21 protein-coding genes are annotated in these 23,354 nt (G+C 34.5%); 2 read left to right on the top strand and 19 right to left on the bottom strand.

What is annotated here, in order from left to right:
* Positions 1–6 precede the first annotated feature (6 nt).
* From glmU to EKM77_RS06625, 11 genes are all read right to left on the bottom strand, one after another.
* Positions 7–1,395, bottom strand: a complete 1,389-nt coding sequence (gene glmU, locus EKM77_RS06675; RefSeq protein WP_125593287.1) for a bifunctional UDP-N-acetylglucosamine diphosphorylase/glucosamine-1-phosphate N-acetyltransferase GlmU — start codon at positions 1,393–1,395, stop codon at positions 7–9.
* A 74-nt stretch (positions 1,396–1,469) separates the two neighbouring features.
* The gene (gene purR / locus EKM77_RS06670) at positions 1,470–2,312 is read right to left on the bottom strand and encodes a pur operon repressor (RefSeq protein ID WP_125593286.1); all 843 of its coding nucleotides are present in this window, start codon (positions 2,310–2,312) and stop codon (positions 1,470–1,472) included.
* A gap of 168 nt (positions 2,313–2,480) precedes the next feature.
* The gene (locus EKM77_RS06665) at positions 2,481–4,142 is read right to left on the bottom strand and encodes an SLAP domain-containing protein (RefSeq protein ID WP_125593285.1); all 1,662 of its coding nucleotides are present in this window, start codon (positions 4,140–4,142) and stop codon (positions 2,481–2,483) included.
* Between the two features lie 184 nt (positions 4,143–4,326).
* Positions 4,327–6,078 (bottom strand): SLAP domain-containing protein, encoded by a 1,752-nt coding sequence (locus EKM77_RS06660; protein ID WP_125593284.1) that lies wholly within the window; start codon positions 6,076–6,078, stop codon positions 4,327–4,329.
* A gap of 171 nt (positions 6,079–6,249) precedes the next feature.
* Positions 6,250–6,519 (bottom strand): Veg family protein, encoded by a 270-nt coding sequence (locus tag EKM77_RS06655; RefSeq protein ID WP_125593283.1) that lies wholly within the window; start codon positions 6,517–6,519, stop codon positions 6,250–6,252.
* Positions 6,520–6,599: 80 nt separating this feature from the next.
* On the bottom strand, positions 6,600–7,484 hold the full coding sequence (rsmA, locus tag EKM77_RS06650; protein WP_125593282.1) for a 16S rRNA (adenine(1518)-N(6)/adenine(1519)-N(6))-dimethyltransferase RsmA: 885 nt from the start codon (positions 7,482–7,484) through the stop codon (positions 6,600–6,602).
* Positions 7,471–8,043: a ribonuclease M5 gene (rnmV, locus tag EKM77_RS06645; RefSeq protein ID WP_125593281.1), complete on the bottom strand. Its 573-nt coding sequence runs from the start codon at positions 8,041–8,043 to the stop codon at positions 7,471–7,473. Before rnmV ends, rsmA begins: the two co-directional genes overlap by 14 nt.
* A 2-nt stretch (positions 8,044–8,045) precedes the next feature.
* A complete protein-coding gene (locus EKM77_RS06640; protein ID WP_125593280.1) occupies positions 8,046–8,810 on the bottom strand; it encodes a TatD family hydrolase in 765 nt (254 codons plus the stop codon).
* Positions 8,810–10,825: a methionine--tRNA ligase gene (gene metG, locus EKM77_RS06635; RefSeq protein ID WP_125593279.1), complete on the bottom strand. Its 2,016-nt coding sequence runs from the start codon at positions 10,823–10,825 to the stop codon at positions 8,810–8,812. The genes EKM77_RS06640 and metG overlap by 1 nt, the downstream gene beginning before the upstream one ends.
* Positions 10,826–10,864: 39 nt before the next feature.
* Complete coding sequence (locus EKM77_RS06630; protein WP_164507734.1) at positions 10,865–11,566, bottom strand: NAD-dependent protein deacylase; 702 nt, start codon at positions 11,564–11,566, stop codon at positions 10,865–10,867.
* A 21-nt stretch (positions 11,567–11,587) separates the two neighbouring features.
* A complete protein-coding gene (locus EKM77_RS06625; protein WP_125593277.1) occupies positions 11,588–12,544 on the bottom strand; it encodes a hypothetical protein in 957 nt (318 codons plus the stop codon).
* A 41-nt stretch (positions 12,545–12,585) separates the two neighbouring features.
* Between EKM77_RS06625 and EKM77_RS06620 the strand changes: the two genes are divergently transcribed.
* Entirely contained in the window at positions 12,586–13,089 is a 504-nt protein-coding gene (locus tag EKM77_RS06620; RefSeq protein ID WP_125593276.1) for a YbhB/YbcL family Raf kinase inhibitor-like protein, read from the top strand.
* Here EKM77_RS06620 and EKM77_RS06615 read toward each other — a convergent pair.
* From EKM77_RS06615 to EKM77_RS06590, 6 genes are all read right to left on the bottom strand, one after another.
* The gene (locus EKM77_RS06615) at positions 13,076–14,002 is read right to left on the bottom strand and encodes a Ppx/GppA phosphatase family protein (protein WP_125593275.1); all 927 of its coding nucleotides are present in this window, start codon (positions 14,000–14,002) and stop codon (positions 13,076–13,078) included. The genes EKM77_RS06620 and EKM77_RS06615 overlap by 14 nt on opposite strands.
* Positions 14,003–14,083: 81 nt before the next feature.
* Positions 14,084–15,058: a glycoside hydrolase family 73 protein gene (locus tag EKM77_RS11180; protein ID WP_125593274.1), complete on the bottom strand. Its 975-nt coding sequence runs from the start codon at positions 15,056–15,058 to the stop codon at positions 14,084–14,086.
* Positions 15,059–15,199: 141 nt separating this feature from the next.
* Positions 15,200–15,976 carry an ABC transporter permease gene (locus tag EKM77_RS06605; protein WP_125593273.1) on the bottom strand — a complete coding sequence of 259 codons (777 nt, stop codon included), beginning with the start codon at positions 15,974–15,976 and terminating at the stop codon, positions 15,200–15,202.
* Positions 15,976–16,617 carry an ABC transporter ATP-binding protein gene (locus EKM77_RS06600; protein ID WP_225425200.1) on the bottom strand — a complete coding sequence of 214 codons (642 nt, stop codon included), beginning with the start codon at positions 16,615–16,617 and terminating at the stop codon, positions 15,976–15,978. The genes EKM77_RS06605 and EKM77_RS06600 overlap by 1 nt, the downstream gene beginning before the upstream one ends.
* A gap of 159 nt (positions 16,618–16,776) precedes the next feature.
* The gene (locus tag EKM77_RS06595) at positions 16,777–18,282 is read right to left on the bottom strand and encodes a peptidoglycan-binding protein (RefSeq protein WP_125593272.1); all 1,506 of its coding nucleotides are present in this window, start codon (positions 18,280–18,282) and stop codon (positions 16,777–16,779) included.
* 27 nt (positions 18,283–18,309) lie between these two features.
* Positions 18,310–19,545 (bottom strand): C39 family peptidase, encoded by a 1,236-nt coding sequence (locus EKM77_RS06590; RefSeq protein WP_125593271.1) that lies wholly within the window; start codon positions 19,543–19,545, stop codon positions 18,310–18,312.
* A gap of 601 nt (positions 19,546–20,146) precedes the next feature.
* Between EKM77_RS06590 and EKM77_RS06585 the strand changes: the two genes are divergently transcribed.
* On the top strand, positions 20,147–20,956 hold the full coding sequence (locus EKM77_RS06585; RefSeq protein WP_125593270.1) for a 2-keto-4-pentenoate hydratase: 810 nt from the start codon (positions 20,147–20,149) through the stop codon (positions 20,954–20,956).
* Positions 20,957–21,103: 147 nt separating this feature from the next.
* Here EKM77_RS06585 and EKM77_RS06580 read toward each other — a convergent pair whose 3' ends face one another.
* Both EKM77_RS06580 and EKM77_RS06575 read right to left on the bottom strand, forming a co-directional pair.
* The gene (locus EKM77_RS06580) at positions 21,104–21,838 is read right to left on the bottom strand and encodes a DUF4811 domain-containing protein (RefSeq protein WP_125593269.1); all 735 of its coding nucleotides are present in this window, start codon (positions 21,836–21,838) and stop codon (positions 21,104–21,106) included.
* Entirely contained in the window at positions 21,838–23,331 is a 1,494-nt protein-coding gene (locus EKM77_RS06575; RefSeq protein ID WP_125593268.1) for an MDR family MFS transporter, read from the bottom strand. Before EKM77_RS06575 ends, EKM77_RS06580 begins: the two co-directional genes overlap by 1 nt.
* Between the last annotated feature and the right edge of the window lie 23 nt (positions 23,332–23,354).

The raw sequence follows: 23,354 nt of genomic DNA, 5'->3' as shown, positions 1-23,354 counted from the left end.
CCACCCTTATTTCCATTCTTCACTATTTGATAGTGGTAATCTGTTCCAAAAATCTTCTTTATTAGTTTGACGCTGTCTTGCTATTGCCATTGCATGCTTTGGAATATCACTAGTAATAGTTGAGCCAGCAGCAATAAATGAATGATCGGCCATCTCTACTGGAGCAACAATATTAGAATTACTTCCAATAAATGAATGGTCGCCAATATTACTGTGCCATTTCTTAACACCATCATAGTTAACAAAGACAACACCACAACCTACGTTAATATCAGTTCCTAATGTTGCATCACCAACATAACTTAGATGACCAACTTTAGTACGATCACCGATCACGGCGTTCTTCACTTCACAAAAGTTACCAATATGAACATCTTTTCCGATTTCAGCTTTTGGACGTAAGTGAGAATTAGGACCTATGTCACTGCCTTCATGCATAGTTGCACTTTCAACAGTTGAACTTATGATCTTAACGTTATCTTCAATTGTAGCATTTTCCAGTCTAGAACCTGAACCGATCAAACAATCTGAACCGATTTTAGTTTGACCAAATATTTTTACATTTGGTTCAACGACTGTGTCATTACCAATTTCTACACCATAATCAATGTAGGTATTATCAGGATCAACTAAAGTTACACCATCACGCATGTGTGCTTCATTGATCCTCTTTTGCATCAGCTTTTCAGCTTGGGACAAAGCAATACGGTCATTAACACCAATCGACTCGCTAAAGTCTTTCATTTGGTAAGCAACAACTTTTTTACCTTGTTCTTTGAGGATGGAGGCTACATCTGGTAAATAATATTCACCTTGAGCATTATTATTTTTAACAGCGTGCAAGCTCTTAAATAATAATTCGTTATCAAAGCAATAAATCCCAGTATTAACTTCTTGTATTTCTCTTTCTGATTCTGTGGCATCTTTTTCTTCAACGATTTTAGAAACACTGCCGTCAGCTTCACGAACGATTCTTCCATAACTAAATGGTGTATCAGTGTGAGCCGTTAAAACAGTAACTGCAGCATTTTCTTTTTCGTGATAGTTAAATAGGTTTTCAAAAGTTTCAGCTGTAAATAATGGTGTATCACCACTAACTACTAACGTCATTCCTTTTTTATTACCTAAATCTTTTTCAGTTTGCAAAACTGCATGAGCTGTTCCTAATTGTTCTTCTTGCAAAACATACTTAGTACGATCTTTTAAAAGATCTTCAACTTTTTCAGCACCAGTACCAATAACGGTTTCGATCATATCTGGCTTAAGTTGTTCAACTTGCGTCAAAACATGATCGACCATTGCTTTTCCGGCAACTGGTTGCAAAACTTTATAAAGCTTAGACTTCATTCTTGTACCTTTACCGGCAGCAAGAATTATTACATAACGATTTGACATCGGAAACTCCTTTTCAGTCATTCAAATATCCTTATATATAATAGCATTATTATTCCATTATGCTCAATTAGGTTTTACTCAAAATAACTGAAATCGGTTTTAGTTAAGTAATCCCCTGGATCGATCCTAATTATTTTGTTATTTGTATCAATATTTTCAACTTTAAAAATTGAAGTTACATTTTTATCTCGAAGTTCTTGATCCATTTTTATATTTTCTGCAAAAACAGTCGCTCCAACAAAAATAGCATTAAATTCCGAAATAAGACTGCGCATACCATTAATAGTACCGCCACCCTTCATAAAATCATCAACAACTAAAACTCTCGACCCTTCATCAAGACTACGTTTTGATAATTCCATTTTCTCGATTCTATCTGAAGAACCAGAAGCATAATTAACACTAATAGTTGAACCTTCCGTTATTTTAGAATCACGTCTAACAATAACAAAAGGAATATTCAAAAAGCTGGCAACACTTTGAGCAATTGGAATACCTTTAGTAGCGACAGTCATGACAACATCAATTGAACTTTGAGAATATTGAGTAGCAATCATACGCCCTATTGTTCTCAATAAATCAGGTTCAGCTAATAAATCAGTTAAATATAGATAGCCACCCGGTAAAATACGACTGGGCTCAACTAATCTTTTAGAAGTTTCTTCAATAAATTCAGTGGCTTCTTTTTTGGAAATCCCCGGTGTGAAAATAACTCCTCCACCAGCTCCAGGTAAAGTTTCCAAAACTCCAATTCCTCGAATCATAAAAGTTCTTCTCAAAATCCCTAAGTCTTCAGAGATCGACGACTTGGCTGATTCAAATCGTTTAGCAAAAAAGGCTAAAGAAATAAGCGTATGTGGACGTTCTAAAAGATAACGTGTCATGTCAATTAAACGTTCGCTTCTTCGTGTTTTCATCTTTTTTCTCCTCAAAAACGTGTTCTATTTAAAATTATAATGTAAATAATGCACTAATTCACTTATTCTCTATCAATTTATTAAGATTTTCAAGAACTTTCGTATAATTTTTCAAACATTGAGACATGAAAACCCAGTAATCCGATTTTAGATTACTGGGCCTATCAGTTACTTCAAACTAACAAAACTTTCTGGTACCCACTCGTTGGTAGAAACTCGATACATTGTTTTACCATTGATGGTGGCTTTCTTATCTGTTACAAAATCAGAATCTTTCGCTAAACCACGATTAGATTGTTTTCCATTATCACGGTAGAGTTTGGTTTCTGCATTGATTTTTAACACTCCTTTAACTGGGGTGATCTCTAAAACATCATTTTCTTTTATCCATTCATTACTTGAAACCCTGTAATGTTTTTGACCTTTTATATTAGTATAACGATCAGATTTCCAATCAGTAGTTTGCTCTAACCCACGATTGGAAGCTTCACCATTTAAATTAGACAATTTTTTAATTGAGTCTGAATTAGTCTGAATCGTACCGGAGTATTCAAAATATTCTACAACATCACTTTCTTTTACCCACTGACCATCGCTAATTTGATAGTAAGTTGTTCCATTTACTACATTCTTCTTAGTCGTTGAAAAATCAGTTACACCAGTGAGTGTTTTATCAGAAATTTTACTTCCGTTAGCATCGTATATTGCAATCGAGTCAGTCTTCTTACTACTTAATAACATTTTATCAATTGTCGTGACATCACTATTAGATCCGTTATTGTTATTACTTCCAGTATCATTACCATCGTTCAAATTATCTGAATCATTTTCAACCGTTACTTGAGCAATTCCGGTAATATCTGAATATTCTTTAGATGTATATCTGACTTCATAAGTTCCTTCGGTATTTGTATCTAAATTATTTGTATTTACGCCAAAGTCATTAACCGTTAAATCTTTGCCAAACGGATCAACTGCACTTTCAAAACCTAGATCATCAGTCCACTTATCGCCAACTTTCATAGTTACTGACTTAGTGCTGATGCTTCCAGTTCCGACTGTATATGGCTGTGTCATTGTAATCTTCACGACTTCGTCTTCACCGTTAATGTTAATAGTTTCGGTAAACTTAATTGTTAAAGTGTCGCTATTTAAAATATTTGAAACAGAGATAATTTTTTGTGAATCATCCATATCCAATTTAGAATTACCATTATTAATACTTGCTTCTATATCGGAAATAGCTGCACCTGAACCCACATAATCATTTAAATTAAGATTGAAACCACCTTTATTTACCACTTTAAGATCATTTTCAACCGTTTGTGGCGACAAAGTTACTGTACTCAAATTGACCATATTGTTTAACGAACTAAAATCAGTGATTTGATTTTGACCAATTCTTAATTCAATTAAATTCATACCTTCCAAGTCTGATATATCGGTTATCTCGTTGTTACTCAAATTTAAACTAGTTACTTTGGTTGCATAATTAATACCTGAAATATAGCGGATCTTTTGATTTGGTAATGACAATTTTGAATCTAATTCGGATAAACTCTCTGGTGTTATTTCATCCTCATCGTCAAAATAATCTTTAATGATCAAAGCATTTTTAATACTTTTTGAAATTCCATTGTCATCTAAAAAATCAGCTATTGGTTTTTTAACACTTGGTATCCCCTCATTATTATTTGAATTGTTCACTGGCGGCTTAATTGACTTGCTTTCAACATTAGCCGCATGAATTTTTGGCAAATCAACTAACGCACTAGTTAGAATTACCCCCGTAGCAAGTCCAACTGCAATTAAATCTATACTTTTTCTCATTCTTTTAAACCTATCCCCTTTGTTTTGTTAACGCTTACAAAAAAGAATTATACAGAATGTTAAAAGGTAGTCTAGTCCAATTTATATAAAAACATTTTGTCTAAATTGATTTAAGACCGATAAATAACGAAAAAAAAGCCCAGTAATCTAAAATCGATTGCTGGACCTTTTCACTCTCTAAACTTTAATTTAAACTAACCAAACTTTCTGGTACCCATTCGTTGGTGGAAACACGATACATTGTTTCGCCGTTGATGGTTGCTTTCTTATCGGTTACAAAATCAGAATTTGCTGCCAACCCACGATCTGATTTATTACCATTATCATGATAAAGTTTAGCTTCCGAATTAATTTTTAATACTCCATTAACTGGAGTAACTTCTAATGTTTGAGCTGCTTCTACCCATTCGTTACTAGAAACGCGGTAGTATTTTTGACCGTCTATATATGTATAACGGTCAGATTGCCAATCGGTAGTTTGAGCTAAACCACGGTTAGAAGTTTCGCCATTTAAATTAGTTAGTTTTTTTATTGAATCGGAATTAGTTTGAATCGTACCAGAATATTCAAAATATTCTGACACATCACTTGCTTTTACCCATTGATCATCGCCAACTTGGTAATAAGTTATGCCATTCACAACACTCTGATTAGTTGTTGTGAAATCAGTTGTTCCATTGAGTGTTTTATCGGAGATTTTATTACCGGAAGCATCATAGATTGCAATTGAATCTGTTTTTTTACTGGTTAATAACATTTCATCAATTTCGGTAATATCACCCGTATTTGAACCATTATTATTTCCGCTATTATTACCGGAATTATCAGAATCCTTTTTTACTGTAACTTGGGCATTTCCCGTAAGTTCTGGATAATCTTTAGCGGTATATGTTACTGAATATGTTCCTTCTGTGCTAGTATCCAAATCACCTGTGTCAACATCAAAATCATCTAATGAAAGTGTATTACCAAATGGATCAAATGCACTATCAAATCCTAAATCATCACTCCATTTATCACCAACATTCATAGTTACTGGTTTAGTGATCACTGAACCGTTTCCCAGTGTATACGGTTGTGTAACCGTCATTTTTAAGACTTGGTCAGTGCCATTAATATTAACCGTTTCAGTAAAGTTTATTGTCAAGGTATCACTAGATTTAATATTTGAAACTGAGATTGCATCATTTGAATCATCGATTGCAACTTCAGCACTGTTATCTTTAAGACTGGCCGTAATATCAGAGATCGTGCCGCCTGGGCTAAGATAATCATTCAAATCAACATCAAAGGATTTTTTATTTATTTCCATTGACTTTTCAGTAACTGACTGAGGATCTATTGTCAAATTAGTTTCAATGGCAGTTAAATTATTTAGAGTACTAAAATCAGTAACATGATTTTGGTCCATTCGTAAATTATTTACGTTAGTCAAAGATTTTAAATCAGAAATATCACTAACGTTATCAGCTTCTAGATGAAGAAATACTAAACTTGTCATATTAGCTATTGGTGATAAGTCCGATAAATCAGGATTATTATTTATCGATAAGGTTGTTAATTTTAAATCTTTTATTGGAGATAAATCGGTTATTGAGTTAAAACCTAAGTCTAAACCAGTAATCTTAGTAGCATATTGTAAACCTGAAATATCAGTAACATTGTCCAATACTAATGATAATCCCAAAAATCCTGTTGGATTCAATTCGGCCAAACTATCTGGTGTTATTTCATCCTCATTATCAAAGTATTTTTCTTTAACCAATGCCGCCTTCAAGCTATTAGAAATTCCATTTTCATCAACATCACTTTTGGATGTCTTACTTGTCTTATTTTCAACTTTAGCACCTTGAACGGTGGGCATATTGATCATTGAGGTCGTTAAAAGCGTTCCTGCAGCAAGTACAGTAGTAATCATGGCTATACTTTTCTTCATATCTGTAAGTCCTACTTTCTATTGTTTGATCTTTTATAAAAAGTATTATACACGATGTTTAAACATATATTGATCGATATGCTTAAGTTTATTTTTCAATATATGGTCTAAAGGAAAAACTAGGCAAAAAAAAGAGACCCACTTCTCTCGTGGCCCTCTATAAGGAGCGATTTATTCAGCTTCTGCTTCTGTTTCTTCGACTTCTTCGCTATCGAAAGTAATATCAATAGACTTAGTAAGTAAGTCAGCATAGCTATATGAAACTCTCTCAAATGAATTTTCATTTTGATCGAGGTCGACTACAAATACTGAATGGAATGTTTCTGATAAAGTACCCTTACGACGAACGACCTTCTTGCGACCTGCTTGTGCTACAACCGTTAGGCCCTCACCTAAATGGGCATCTAAACGGCTCTTAATTGTCTTCAATGACGTTGGCATATTTTAATCACTCCTTAGGAGTGCCATTTTACCACGTATTTGCAATGAAAGCAAGAGTCGGTTATAATAACAGGTTTGATTTATATCTCCTTTTTCAATTCAACTGCTAATTTTTTAAATTGTTCAATCGATACTTGTTCCCCACGGGCATTTTCAGCAATATCACATTTTTCAAAAACAGATTTTATTTTTTCTCTATTATCATCTGTTCTTCCTAGCCAGTTTAGTAGATTATTCATCAAACTCTTACGCTTATGAGCAAATGATGAACGGATCAATTTATGAAAATACTGTGGATCATCAATATCATTTTTATCAGCTGGGATCCTATCCAAAACTGCCACGGCGGAATCTACCTTGGGGCGAGGAATAAACGACTTGGCGCCAACGATTCGATCAATTCTAGCTGTCATTCTTGTTTGAACAGCAATTGTCAATGATCCATATTCTCGATGACCTGGCTTAGCCGTAACACGTTCAGCAACTTCTTTTTGCATCATCAAAACTAATGTTTGAAAAGGATAATCACTCTTAATTAAATTTAACATTATTGGAGTTGTAATATAATAAGGCAAGTTAGCTACGACCTTAATAGTTTTACCTTCTAAATGATGGTCAATTACAAACTGATCAAGATCGACCTTCAAAATATCTTCATTGAAAACCTCGATATTATCATAATAACTTAATGTATCTTTTAAAATTGGTATCAAGGTGTCATCGATCTCAAAAGCATAAACTTTTTCGGCAACTTGAGCTAATTTTTCAGTTAAAGCACCGATACCTGGTCCAATTTCAATCGCTATTTCATCAGCTTGCAAACCACTAGCATCAACAATATCATCAAGAACTTTTTCATTAGTTAAAAAGTTTTGACCTAAACTTTTCTTAGCACGCAATTTATACTTGCGCATAATATCATTAGTACGAATCGGATCAGCAATACTTAATCTACTTTGAGTCATGTGAACTCCCTTTATCAAATTTTTTAACAGCAGCTATCAAATCATTTGGAGTTACATTAAACATATTCAAACGATTTAAAAATTGTTTAGCATTAGTGTAACCAATTTTTAACTCCAAACCAACAAATTCACGACGTTTTGACGAAGCGGCATCCCCTGATAATCCTAAATCGATCATATCAGCATTAGTATATTTATCTTCAAGATCCTTAGTGGAATAAACATCCATTAAGGCTTTTTTTATATCCTCATCACGAGCATGTTCAATTCCAAGACTGCCATCACTCTTCTTTGGTACCGCCTTATTTCTTGGTAAAAAAGCCTGCTTAGCATTCGGAACAACTTTTTGAATTATTGTCCTTAAGCGATTGCCGTTGAAATCAGGATCAGTGAAAATTATCACACCCCGATCTGATTGAGCTTTTTTGATCCTGTTGATTGTTTCTTCGTTTAGAGCCGAACCTCTTGTTTCAATAGTATCAACTTCACCTAAACAATCTTTTAATCGGTTAGTATCGGATTTACCCTCTACTACAATTATTTCTTTTATTTTTTTCATATTTAATTTATTCTATAAACTCTTCTTGCATTTTCAAATGTATATTTAGCAATTTCATCTGGTGAAATATCCTTAGACTTAGCAACCGCATCAACTACAAATCTAGTATATCCTGGTTCGTTTTGATGTCCTCGATAAGGTGCTGGTGCCAAATAAGGTGCATCTGTTTCAACCAATAAACGATCTAATGGGGTATTTTTAGCAGATTCATGCACTTCAGGTGCGTTCTTAAATGACACAACACCACTATATGAAATCATCAACCCTAAATCTAAGAACTTATTCAACCAAGTTAAATCACCATTAAAGCTGTGCATAATAATTCCCGATTTAGACATGTCATGATTTTTTAAAATGTTATACATGTCTTCAAAGGCATCACGACAATGAATTGAAACCGGCATATCGTATTGTTGGGCTACATCCAATTGCTGGATCAAAATACTTTGTTGATCTTTATGACTGGGATTTTCTTGCCAATGATAATCTAAGCCTATTTCACCGATCGCAACTACTTCTGGCAATTTAATTTGATTGATCAATTGTGATTCATTATATTCTTTAGCAAATTCAGGATGCCATCCGATCACAGCATGTAATGGCTTAAAGTTTTGTGCCAAACGAATTGCCTCAATGTTAAATTCTTCATTAGATCCAATAATTGCCATTTCATCAACATCAAATTCTTTGGCACGATCAATGTACTCTTGTGTCTTGCCAGCAAAGGCGGGGTCATTTAAATGTGTGTGCGAATCAAAAATTTGCATTAGCTTAAAACAGCTCCATTTTTATGTGAATTATCAACAATTGCTAATTGAACATCGTCGCCCTTTTCAGTTGAAAGAAGCATTCCGTTACTCCACTCGCCACGAATCTTTCTTGGTTTCAAGTTAACAACAGCAATGACCTTTTTACCGATCAATTCTTTAAAGTTTGGATAGAATTCATAAATACTTGAAAGAATTTGACGATCGATACCTGAACCATCATCTAGTTTAAATTGTAATAATTTATCAGCATTTTCAGCACGTTTCACATCTAAAATTTCACAAACGACCATTTTAACTTTGGCAAAATCATCGTATTCAATTTCTTTTGGATAATTATCTTTATTTTCTTCTTGAGCTTTCTTCTTGGCCGCTGCAGATTTACTCATCTTACCGCTACCATTTTTAGCTTGCTCTTCTGCCATTTTATCTTTGATATATTGAACTTCTTCTTCTGCATCAAGACGTGGGAAAATTGGTTCTGGTTTATCAGTAACAGTACGTCCGACAACAGTTTTACCAAATTCAACCGCAGCATCATTTTCAAAGTTTAATCCTAATTGAGAGAAGATCTTATGTGGTGATTGTGTCATAACTGGACTGATCAAAACTGCGATCAATCTCAATGATTCAGCTAAATGTCCAAGAACTGATTGGAGTTCTGACTTTTTAGCATCATCTTTAGCTAAGACCCAAGGCTTTGTTTCATCAATATATTTATTTGCACGACTAATGAATGACCAAACACTAGCTAATGCCTCTGGAAATTCAAACTTATCCATATGCTCACGGTAATCTTCAATCGTATCTTTAGCAGTCTTTTCTAAGTCTTTATCAAAGTCAGTTAATGTATCGATCGAAACTATCTTGCCACCATCGTATTTGTTGATCATCGAAACAGTTCTGTTCAAAAGATTTCCCAAGTCATTTGCCAAATCATAATTAATACGATCGACATAATCTTCTGGTGTGAAAACTCCGTCATTACCAAATGGCATTGCACGCATCAAATAATAACGTAGTGAATCAAGTCCATAACGAGATACTAACATTTCAGGATAAACAACATTACCCTTAGATTTAGACATTTTACCGTCTTTCATCAACAACCAGCCGTGACCAAAGACTTGCTTAGGTAGATCAATTCCCAGTGCCATCAAAATGATTGGCCAATAGATAGTATGGAAACGAACGATCTCTTTACCAACAAATTGAACGTTAGCTGGCCAGTATTTCTTAAATAATGAATCATCATCACTCTTATAACCTAGTGCTGTGATATAGTTCAACAAAGCGTCGACCCAAACATAAACGACATGTTTAGGATCACTTGGGATAGGAACACCCCATTTGAAAGTAGTTCTAGAAACAGCCAGATCTTCCAATCCAGGTTTAATAAAGTTATTGATCATTTCATTTTTACGAATCTCTGGTTCGATAAATGTAGGATTATCTTCATAATATTTCAATAAACGATCAGCATATTTGCTCATCTTAAAGAAGTATGATGGTTCTTTAACTAATTGAACTTCATGTCCAGATGGAGCCAGTCCACCAATGACCTTACCTTCTTTGTCTCGATAAACTTCAGCTAATTGTGATTCTGTGAAGTATTCTTCATCATCGACTGAATACCAACCTGTATACTCGCCTAAATAAATATCGCCTTGTTTGATCAGTTGTTCAACGATCTTTTGAACTGCCTTTACGTGATAATCATCAGTTGTTCTGATGAACTTATCATTTGAAATTTCCAAATATTTCCAAAGTTTTTTAATATCGCTAGCCATCATGTCAACATATTCTTGTGGTTGCATGTGTTTGGCTTCAGCTTTTTGTTCGATCTTTAGTCCATGTTCATCCGTTCCTGTTAGGAAGAAAACATCGTAACCTTCATTACGTTTATAACGTGCCAAAGTATCAGCGGCGATAGTAGTATAGGAATTACCGATCGTTAATTTACCTGATGGGTAATAGATCGGAGTTGTAATATAAAAAGTTTTCTTATCAGTCATGTATCTTAATTCCTCCAGAGAATCTTTAATAATTTTCGTTTAGAGTTGTTCAAAAACATTAACAGCATCATCAGCTATTGAAAGATCAGCTTCTGATACATCAAGATCAGCTTTGTTAACAACTACTAATTTGGTATTTTCTTTTCGATAACGAAGTAGGCCGGCAAAAGGATAGACTTTTAAACTAGTTCCAACGACAACGATCAAATCAGCATCAGAAACCGCCTTTTGTGCTCCCATTAAATTAACAGGATTAACACTTTCCCCATATAAGACAGTGGTACCTGGGCGGATCACTCCGTTATCTTCATGATGACGTCCGTCTTTTAGATAGTATTTATAGTCAAATTCTTTTCCACAAGTTAAGCAGTGAATATTATCGTACAAATTGCCATGAAATTCTATGACATTTTTTGCTCCAGCCTTCGTATGCAACATATCAACGTTTTGTGTGACGATCATACCTTTTTGATTACTTATTTCAGCCATTTTTCTATGGATCACATTCGGCTTTGCATCTGGATAATACAAGTTCTTCACTGTAAAATCATGAAATGCATCTGGATGGTTAACTAAGTTATCATGGCTCAACATATATTCTGGCGTGGTTTCAAAACTTCCAGTACGATAAATTCCACCTTTTGATCGATAATCAGGAATTCCTGATGGCACTGATACACCCGCGCCGGTCAAAAAAGTAACAAATTTTGCTTTTTCGATCAAATTCTTAAGTTCTGTAATTTCGTCTGACATAATATCCTCCTATCTAATAAGATAATGTACGTCGTTACTTTCAAATGTTTCTTTCACAGTTTGTTGATAATACTTTTGATAAAATTGTGGGTCTACTTTATTTGGATCAATATCTAACGAAGCAACACTTTGACCATCATTTATACCCAATAGCACAAAAGCTTTTTCGTTATATCTACGATCAGTAAAGTTAGAATGTTTAATTTGATAAACTTGATTTAGACTTAATCTCAATTGGCGCTCTGAAACAACTGGTGTGATATTAAGAAATTCATGATAATACATACCTTCAAAGCCATTTGAAATAATAACATCATTATAATCTTCCAATAAACGAATCAACGCACGACGAAATTGAAATGATGATGTTAAATCATTGGCGTCCACAATATCGGATAATTTTTTAGCATATTTAAATGAAGTTGGATACTCATTTTTCAATGACGGATCCTTAGTATGTTCACCGAATATCATTGCATCAAAAATCAATAGAGTTCTAAAAAATCTCATATTGGCAGGGTCGATCTCTACACCTGGATCAAGTGCATCATCAATACCTTCCAAATATTTCATTTTAATATCATAAGTGTATGTTCCATCTTCAGTTTGTTTTTTTACAATTAAAGCATGCTCTAATGTCTCTTGTAATGAGTTAGCGGTCGAAATAATTCTTCCATCAATATCATTGTGACCACTTGTAACTGAATTATAGATTTTTGGTCCATCGGCTATTTCGATCTCAACATGATATAACTCATGTGCTAAAACAAAATCACGGTAAACTTCGTTGGTAACGACAACTATAATTTCTTCACCCTTGATCTCATGACTAGCTTGATCCAAGGTCAAAGTATCATGATCTTTATAATCAGAATTTAAAACAACTTTTTTACCACTTGTTTGTTCAATTCTATCGATCTGTTCTAAAATGTTACTAGATACACTTTTTCTTTCTATCTTTTCCATCAATACTTACCTCTTTTATCCCAATTTAAGGAGAATATAATATGAAAATAAATGTTTCTTTAGTTGATGGTTTATTGCCTGACAAATACGGTAAATACGCCGCAAATGATACTATTAAAAATGGGAAACCCTTAATCAGTTTCCCAATTAATTTAGAGGAGATCCCTCAAAATACCAAGAGTTTAGCTCTGACCTTTACTGATCCTGACTCGATCCCCGTTTGCGGATTCGAATGGATCCATTGGACAGCAGCCAATATACCTCTTGTTAAAGCAATTCCCGAAAATTACAGTCAAATAGCTCCTGCATCAGTCATTCAAGGCAAAAACAGTTCCGCAAGTCCTTTGTTAGATACGCTTGACAAGCACTCAGTCGGATATAACGGACCAGTCCCACCTGATAAAACTCATGATTACGTCTTAAAAGTCTACGCCCTAGATGACAAACTTAATCTTTCATCCGGTTTTTGGATGAATGAACTACTTCATCAAATCGAAAAACATATTATTGATAAAGCAGAGATAGTTTTACCTAGTCGTTCTTAAATTGACGATCCATTTTGTGGAAATAATTAAAAACATAACCCTCACGCACACCGAAGTTCGAGAAACGAATTTCCTTTGCGGGGGTTTTTTTAATTATCTCAGAAATAATCAAAATACCACCCAAAATAACTTCATAGCGTCCGTCACTTAATTCCTTAATATGACTACGTTCTTCCACTGTTGCATGGGCTAATTTATCAAATAATTCATCTAATTGCTCACAGGTAATAACCGAGTTGTGAAGATTTTTTTTACGTTTTCCTTCACGATTCAAAATACTTGTAACCGCTCTTAGTGTACCACCTAAGCCCACAAAAGTGGCTTTTGTATTCATCCACTTCAAACTATCCAGTCGTTGACTTATATCTTTTTTAGCTGATACTAATTCACTTTCTTTGATCGGATTACTCTTCAAATGAACATCAGAAATAGAAATAGCGCCGATTGGAATACTAAGTCCATATTTCAAACGGCCTTTTTTAGCCAAACTAATTTCTGAACTACCACCACCAACATCGACGATCAAAGCATCTTTAATTCTCATTGTATTGCGAACCGCAACATAATCATAAAAGGCTTCTTCTTTTTCATCGATTATATCTAGTTGTAGGCCAGTTTCTTTTAATACAGCAAAAACCAACTGATTTTGATTTTTGGCTAACCTGACAGCAGCCGTAGCGATCAAGCTGATCCTGTCAACTTCGTATCTTCTAATTCTATCTTGAAATTCTTTTAAAACATCAATAGTCTCTTCAATTTGATCATTAGTTAATAGTCGGCTTTGAGCAATAGACTTGCCTAGTCTGACTGGTTCACGCCAACGATCCAGCGTTTTGAAACGATTACGCTTTGATGAACGATACACTGATGTTCTAATGGAGTTAGATCCTATTTCAATAACTGCTAACTTCACATTGCATCACATCCCATTGAAACAATTATATAAAAAAAAAGACCTACATAGTAGGTCTTTTCTTCACAAAGTTCTAATTTTCTAAATTACGTATGTATCTTCAACCCATTCGTTAGTTGAAACTCTGTAATAGATGTGTCCATTATAAGTTTTAACTTGGTCTGTTTGCCATGGAGTATTGTTTTGCAAACCACGAGTTGCTTTACCAATTGTGTCGCCATTGAAGGTTACCATTGGGACATAAATAGCTTTAGGATTATTAACACTGATAACATTTACTGCATCAGGTGCTTGTGTTGATGAATCTGTATCGTATTGAGTCAAATTATAAGTTTCGATCATATTGTTAAGTGATGATGCATAAGTTGGAGCTGTTGCATATCTACCTTGCAACCAGGCAGTAGCATCTTTGTAAGATGATGCATTTTCTTTCCATGTACCCTTGTAATATGAAGAATCCCATGAAACACCATTACGAAGTTTGTCACCATTGTCAGCAAATGATTCGTAATAACTTGGGTATTTACGGAAACTAGCATAAATACTATACCAGCCTTGTGAAGCACTCCATTCAGAAGTCTTCATAGTAACTGAAGCACCATTATAGTCACCCTTGATACCAAATAAGTTGTTACCTTGAGTAGCTAGTAAAGATGTTCCCCAACCACTTTCAAGAATAGCTTGAGCTAACATAACAGATGCATAAACACCATATTGATCAGCAGCCTTTTGAGCCATTGGAACAGCCATATCTAAGAATGCTTGTTGTTGTTGTGTTGTAACACCTGATGATGCTTGAACCAATTGACCTTGAGCCTTAGTCTTTGCAACTGAAGGTTGTACAGTTTCAATATGAGCAATATCAGGATCAGCTTCTTTTACGGCTGAACCAGCAATAACATTTGTATCAGTTGTTTTACTTGAGTCATCTGAACTAGTTTGTTCAGTAGTTGTGTCTGAGTTTGAGTTGTCAGCAGCCAATACAGAAGTAGGTGCAGCTGTTGATACAAGCGTACCTAAAACAAGAGCGCTTGTTAGTAGTGATTTTTTAAACATAAGGAAATCCCCCGAAAATTTGTAAATATTCTAATTTAATTTGGTATCTTTCAACCATTGATCTTTTCAACAGTGTAAATATAACATATCCTTAAGAAAAACTTTAGATTTGCCCAGAACTGTAAAGCAACTGTAATAAATTTATTGCAATAGTTTTGAATTCAATTGTTTTTGCTGATTATAAAACTCACGATATCCAAGATAACAAGAAATAATCGAACCTAATCCCGTTGAAGCTAATAACATAAAGGTAACCATGATCTGATATTTAATTGCCTTTACAGGATCAACACCAGCAAAGATAAGTCCTGACATCATCCCCGGCAAACTAACCAAACCAAGCGTCTTTATTGAATCGATCGTTGGCTGCATACCGCTTTTGATACTGTCTCGTAAAATATCGATCGAAGCTAACTTAATATCAGCACCTAAAGCTAATTTTTCCAAAACTTGTTGCTCCCGATCGGTAAAAGTTTGTAACATATTACGATAACAAAGACCGATTGCGACCATAATATTACTAGCGATCATCCCTGTTACCGGAACGATCTGTTCAGGAACAAACTTTATTGAACCGGTTAAAACTAAAGTACCTAAGGTAACGACTGTACCTACACTGATAGCTAAAAGAGAATTGCGGAAAGCTTTTGGGATTCCATTCCCACGCTTGCCGGCATTCCAAGAAGCATTGATAACAATAATAACAAAGCAGGCCATCGTCAGCCAGTTATCATCCGTTTTGATAACAAATTTTAATATATATCCAACAATTGATAATTGAACAATTGCACGGGCAACTCCAACTAAAATATCTTTATTGATCCCTAATTTCTCACGATATCCAATTATTAAGGCTACTAGAACAAGTCCAAATCCCCAAACTAAAGTTGTATTTGAAACTGTTAAATTATTAGACATTAGACAATTTCACCATCCTTGATCGTAATTGTTTTGATTGCATTTTTAATTTCTGATTCATCATGTGTAACACGCAAAATCGTCATTTGTTCATCTTGATTAAATTTAGTCAGCATTTGATGAACGATTTCTTTATTTTCCGTATCGAGTCCAGTTGTAACTTCATCCGTGATCAAAATTTCAGGTTTGAACAACAAATTACGCAATAAAGCTATTCGCTGTTTTTCACCACCAGAAATATCATTAACACTCTTATTGATATAACTTTCATCTAAATTGACCATCTCTAAAGCGGAAACCGCCTTCTTTTCAACAAACTCTTTGTTACGAACTAAAAAGGGAAATTCCAAATTATCTTTAACTGTTTTGCCAAATAAAGTTGGTTGCTGAAAAGCATAAGAAACACGTTGCCGATACTGGATAGGATCATATTTTTGAATCGACTGACCATCAAAAATAACGTCACCAGATGTAGCTGTTATCATTGAAGCGATAATACGCATCAGGGTACTTTTACCACTACCAGATGGACCGATAAAAGTCACGTATTGTCCTGATTCTATTTGCAAATTTATATTATTGAGTATTTTTTTATCCTCAACTTGATAAGAAAGATCTTTAATTCTTAAAATATTTTTCACTAGTATCACCCCAACCATTTTTCTCAAAAATCTTCGCACATAAAATTCTGCCGATGATTACTCATTAAGTCAACAAAAAGGATATGGAAACCAAAAAAGATCATTATAAGAAAGTGTAAAAACTTCTTATAACGATCTTTTTTTAATTACTAAATATAATTATGAAAATACTCGTTTAACACCAACGATTGTTCCTTTACCACTATAAATTCCTGAAGTACCAACATAAGGTCCCCATGAATCGATCATTGTATTAGCATCTAGTAAAATACCAACGTGCCAGACGATACCAGTTGAAGGACTAGCGAAGAATATCAAGTCTCCTCTTTGACGATCATTGAAGTTTACGGCATGAATTCTATTATCTGAGAAAAGCATACGTGAATTCCATTCGTTACCTGGTTGTGCATGTTGAATTGATGTTACAGGTGAAGGATTGATACCTGACGCGTAAAGTGCTTGAACTACTAATCCAGAACAGTCAACACCATATTCAGGTGAACTTGAAGCACCAGAGATCCATGGTTGACCAACATATTTATAGGCTTGATTGATCATTGCTTCAATATGGTCTGAACGTGTACTCAAAGTGTTTGTTTGCAGAGGTGCGACATATGAATCAATGCCATACCATGAAGATTCTGAGAATCCCATAGCTGTCCATGTTGCCAAATTCACGATCCCTGTAACAGGCAATCCATGATTTCTTTGGAAGTTTCTTACATAGTACGCAGTTGATGAATCGTAAATTGTATGACTATTTGATTGACCGAAGTATCTTCTAACTAGCCAAACTTTTACACCTTCAACATCATTATATAATTCATAACCAACAGGACCTTCTGGTTGAAGTTGGGCATTTTCAACTTGTAACCAGCCTTCAGGATTTTGATAAGCAACATAAGGAGCTGCATCATAGCCATTGACCCAGACGTTATTACCGATTTGATAGTAAGTTAAACCATCTAAATCATCGGTCTTGTTATATTTCCATAATGAACCAGCCTCGAAATTAGAATTAGCATCATTTCTGGTGAATCCTTGGTCCTCACGAGAATATGGAACTGCTCCACTTCCCTTAACTTGTACGATCCCATCAGCGTCAGCACCAAATGTTAAAGTAACATCGTTTGAATTTGCATAGGCATCAGTACTTACACGATAGTAATTTTGAGAATTAAGAGCTAATTTTTTATCAGTTCTCCAAGGTGAATTAGCTGATAATCCAAAGTTATCAATCATAGATCCATCTTCACGATACAAGCGTGTAATCTTATCAAATGTAGTAACTACCCCACCATTAACGTCAGTAACCACACCTTGGTTAGAATTTGTATCATTTTGTGCAGTTGTAGTTGTTACATCTGTAGAATCTGTTGCTGCTTGATTTACTGGTGTATCGACACTTGTTTGTTGAGCTGGTGTTGTTTGTTGATCATTTGAAACATTGTTAGCATCTGCATTACTTGTATTGCTAGTATTACTCGTTGCAACAGGTTGATCTTGAGTTGCCTTTGTCAAAGGTTGATCATTTGCAACTTGTGATTGAACTTGAACTGACTCACTAGCATTATCAGTCGTATCCGCCTTAGCGACTTCTTGATTTGCACCAAGTGCTAATAATAATACGAAACTACTCCACAAAAATACTTGACCCTTTTTCATTATTGATCCCCTTAAATAATTTTTTTATTAATAACTAATTGCCATACGATTTTGGGTATTCCAATTATTGATGAATTGATCAATTCTCATTTGCATTGGCTGATCTAACCAACAATCATTGTAGTAGATATAATCTTTATCATATCCAGTTACTACTAAAGCATGATACAAAAAGCCATGCATAGTATGCCAAGTTACTACAGGATGGCCGATACTGATTTGATACTTAATTGCATCCAAACCTTGACCACTAAGATTCTTAGCTGAACCAGCATACTTTTCCACTAAGTTCATTAAAGCAGATGGGAAAATTGTCATTCCGGTACTATCCCAAGGTTGACCCACATAACCGTAATTAGGATCTGAACTTCTAGGCATTTCGTAAGCTAATTGCATCTTGTTGACATTTGCTCCAGCATATTGAAGCATCATTGTTACTGCCGTTATTTCACAGCCATTAGGAAGTTCTGGCATTTGTGAGATCATTGGAACACCAGCGACCCAGTTTGCATCTGGATAAGTGCTGTCATTAATGACTACTGATGTTTGTGGGAGCCAGACATAGTTACCAACTTCATACCAATATTCATCATTGCTTGAAGCTCTTTTATCAACTTTCCAATTAGAATTAGGTGCAACTTTTTCACCCGTAGGAACTGCATTCTTACCATAACCTTGATACAAATAAACATCACTATCATAAGTTACACTGGCAGTTCCACTGTAATCCTCAACAAAGTTATTAAAACTCCCTGATGTTGCATTCACGTATTCATCAGTCGAAACACGATAGTATACAGTTCCGTCATTCCATGTGCGTTTAATATCTGTAAGCCAAGGAGTATTAGCCCCTAAAGCACGATTGTCAACTTTCGTACCATTACCTTGGTATAGATATGCTGTTGAATCGTTAACATGAAAAACACCATCGATCGTTTCATCACTGTATTGATTTTGTGTGTTATTTTCATTTGATGATTCAGCAGTATCATTTGTTTCCGGTTGTACCGATTGTGCTTGTTCCGAAACTTCATCTTTTTGGCTTTCTGTTGTTTGATCTGACTGTGACTGGACTGATTGTACAGTTTGTTCTTGATTCAATTGATTACTACTTGCTTCAACAACTGAATTTGCTGAATCACTTTTAGATACACTTGTCTGTGCTTGAGTAGAATCAACCTGATCAGCTTTTACGATTTGTGGTGCCATAAAAAAGGCAGATCCAACCGTCATAGCTAAAATAAGCTTACCCTTAATCCCCATATGATACCCCTTTCTATTAACATAATTATTACGCAAAGGCGTACTCTATTCAATAAATATTTTTAGATTTAGAATGGCATTTTGACAATATTTTTTATTATTCAAATATTTACTCAACATAAATTTTGCATTTTAAACTAATCAAATTAAATAATTACTAATTAATTTTTAATTTAATGTTGACATTTTATAATAAAAGAATTAAATTGATAACAATCAAACGAATAAAAAAGACGTTAAACAGGAACTTGAAATACAAAAATCAATTCAGAAAGTTGCCGGTCGATGCGAGGCAATAGTAATTGTATTTTCAATATCACCTGCCAGTTGTGCTTCGAAATATTGTTATAAATTAGACAGCACTGGTTGCACTCATTATCGTGCCAGCAAATTGTTCACAGTTTGCTTAAGGTTTCATTAGCAATAATGTTACAAATAAAGGTGGTAACACGTTTTTAACGTCCTTTGATGATTTTTCATCAAGGGATTTTTTTATTCAATAAAATATAAGTGAGGTGAGTCTCTATGGAATCAAATATTAGTAAAGGTCAGATTAAGTCCCAGATTAGAAATTTAAATATATTTTATGGAGGCTCCACTTATGTCAGAAAAATCAGCAGTTAAAGAAACACTTTCAAAAACAGAAGAAGAATTTGCTAAAGCATTATTTGATGCTTGGAAATCACAAAAACCATTAACAGAAAAAGATTGGACAGATAGTGCCCCAGATGATGATTCAGCTTATCGTGTCCAAGATCAGTTGATGAAATTAAAAGACGCCCCTGTTGGTGGATACAAAGTATCGCTAACTAGTAAACAAACACAAGATATGTTTGATTCTAACGAACCACTTTACGGCGCACAATTGGCCGATCACTTTTTAAAAGCACCAACTAGCGTTAATCTAAGCGACTTAATGGAACCTCTAGTTGAAGTAGAACTGGCTTTTCATGCCAAAGAAGATCTCAGCCCTAATGACAGTTTGGAAGATTTAATGAACAAGACTACCGTAGCTCCTGCACTAGAAGTTCCCGATTCTCGATTCAAAGATTGGTTCCCTAGTCTTTCTAAATATATGGTTATGTCAGATGCAGCAGTTGGAGGCGTTGTAGTCTATGGCGATGAATTTGATACGAGCCTTTTTAAGACAGTTGATGCTTTAGAAAATGTTAACTGTACTTTATCCCATGACGGCAAAGAACTAAAATCTGGTAAATCATCAGAAGTCCTAGGCAATCCCTTAAAATCACTCAAATGGTTAGTCGATAAATTGGCTGATCAAGGGAAAACTCTCAAAAAAGATCAACGCGTATCATCAGGAACTTTCGTTTTACCACCATCACTTACAAAAGGAACTTGGCAAGCTAGTTTTGATAATGGTTTAGGCTTAGTTTCACTAGAAGTTAAATAACGGCGCGCGCCTAGATCAACTCTCCTACATAACACTTATTCTGGGCGCGCAAAACAACTCCTTATTAGATCAATAAAAAACAGCCATCCGTAATCTCGGCGGATAGCTGTTTTTTGTGTTTCTTCTATTATATATACTTCAGAAAAATTACTTGTCACTCTCTGTTATTTCTTCGACTAATTTTTCCATTGCTTGAGCTTTAAATGCTTTTGTTGCCTGCTCTTGAACTTTCTTTTGCTGTGCAGAATCCATCGTTGGGTTTTCTTGCATAGCCTTCATGACTGCGGCTTTAACAAAAGTTGCTCCTTCAGTTTTCATTTGAGCTTTAAATGACTTGCTCTTAGACTTTTTAGCTAATTCTTTGGCTTGATCTGTTGTTAGCACTAGCCAATCTTTACCAACTTTGAAAGTATTTGTTTGTTTGATAAATTCCTTATTATTATCCGAAATTCCAAACAAGAAAGAATAGAAATCGTTCTTATACTCCCAACGAGTTGTCTTTTGAGTTAAAGTAGATGAATCGTAATTACCAACTTTTACCTTGTTTTTGACATGCAAATTAACTTTTGTCGTTTGAGGTTTCTTATTATCAGCAGTTTCAGGAGTACGGTAAACATAGACGTTTTCTTTATTTTTTGTACCTAATTTTTTATAAAGTAATAAATTTGATCCTTTATTGACCGTTTGAATTTGTTCAGTTTGGGATCTAGTAACTTTTTCCATTCCCAAATGATTATTTTCATTTGCTACCAATAAAACAATACTAATTAAAAATAAAGCGATAAAAGTAAATGATAGTGAATATCCAACTTTTTTATTTTGAATAAAAACGGCAAAATAATAAGCTAATGCTGCACAAATAATTATTGAAATAATAACCATTACTTATCACCTACCCCTTTTAAATCATTTTCATTAATTTCTTTTGACTTAGAACTATTGTTAACCATAAAAGTAATACCAAAGGCGATCAAACAGAATAAAATTGCGACCATAAAGGCAGCATGATATCCACCTAAAGTGGCATTAAAGAAATCATCTTTATATTGTAGCGGTGCCTTTACCAATAATGCATGACTTGGTTTAGTATTATTTGTAACATTTGTTAGAACACTTACTAAAATGGCAGTACCCATTGAACTAAATACCTGACGAACAGTATTATTAACAGCCGTACCATGACTCATTAAATTAAATGGTAACGAGTTCATACCATCAGTTGTAACAGGCATTAAGACCATAGAAATACCAAACATACGAACCATATACAATACAACAATATCTAGAACTGGTGTAGATTTTGTCAAGAATAAGAATGGAATCGTTCCGGCGGTTAACAAGAACATACCCATACGTGCCAAATCTTTTGGTCCAAATCTATCAAATGCACGCCCAGTTATTGGACTCATAATACCAATCAAAATAGCACCTGGTAAAAGAGTTAATCCTGAATGAAAGGCACTCATACCTTTAACGATTTGTAGATATAGCGGCAAGATCATTTCAACACCGACCATTGCCATGTTAGTTACAGATGACAAAGCAGCTGCGACTGAGAACTTTTTAACTGTAAAGACACGTAATTCCAAGAAAGGTGTCTTCATCTTCAATTGGCGATAACCGAATAATAAAATAATGATAACTCCACCAATGATAGTAGTTAAAACAATTGGTGAACCCCAGCCATCATCACCAACAGAACTGAATCCATAAAGAACTGATCCAAATCCTAATGTTGATAAAATAAGTGATAATATATCTAATTTTGTACGTTTTGTATTAATTACAGGACGCATAAAAATAAAAGCTAAGATAAGAACGATTACAACAATAGGAATAATCATTCCAAAAAGATCTCTCCATGAGAAGTTATCAATGATCCAACCTGACAAAGTAGGTCCAATAGCTGGAGCAAGTCCGATAACTAAGCCACCAAGTCCCATGGCTGTACCACGCTGATTGGCAGGAAAAATTGATAACATGACAACTTGCATTAAAGGCATTGTGATACCAACACCAACAGCTTGAATCAGACGACCAGCTAGGATCGTACCAAAGTTAGGAGCTGTGAAACACATAATTGTTCCAATCAAAAATGTAGACATAGCAATAATATAAAGTATCTTTGTACTAAAATTATTACTTAACCAAGCAGTGACAGGAATCATAATACCGTTAACCATTAAAAATCCAGTAGTTAGCCATTGAACGGCTGATGTTGTAACATCAAATTCCTTCATCAAAGTTGGAAAAGCTGTTGTTAAAATTGTACCGTTTAAAACAGTACAGAATGTACCGACCAAAAGAACCAGAACCATTAAGTTACGATTAAATGGTTTTCCATTTATATCCAAGTGTTCTTTACTTGAATTCATAAAGCATTTCCCTCTTTCATTAA

Source organism: Companilactobacillus baiquanensis (assembly GCF_003946605.1).
Lineage (GTDB): Bacteria > Bacillota > Bacilli > Lactobacillales > Lactobacillaceae > Companilactobacillus > Companilactobacillus baiquanensis.
This window is presented reverse-complemented; position numbering and strand designations above follow the sequence as displayed.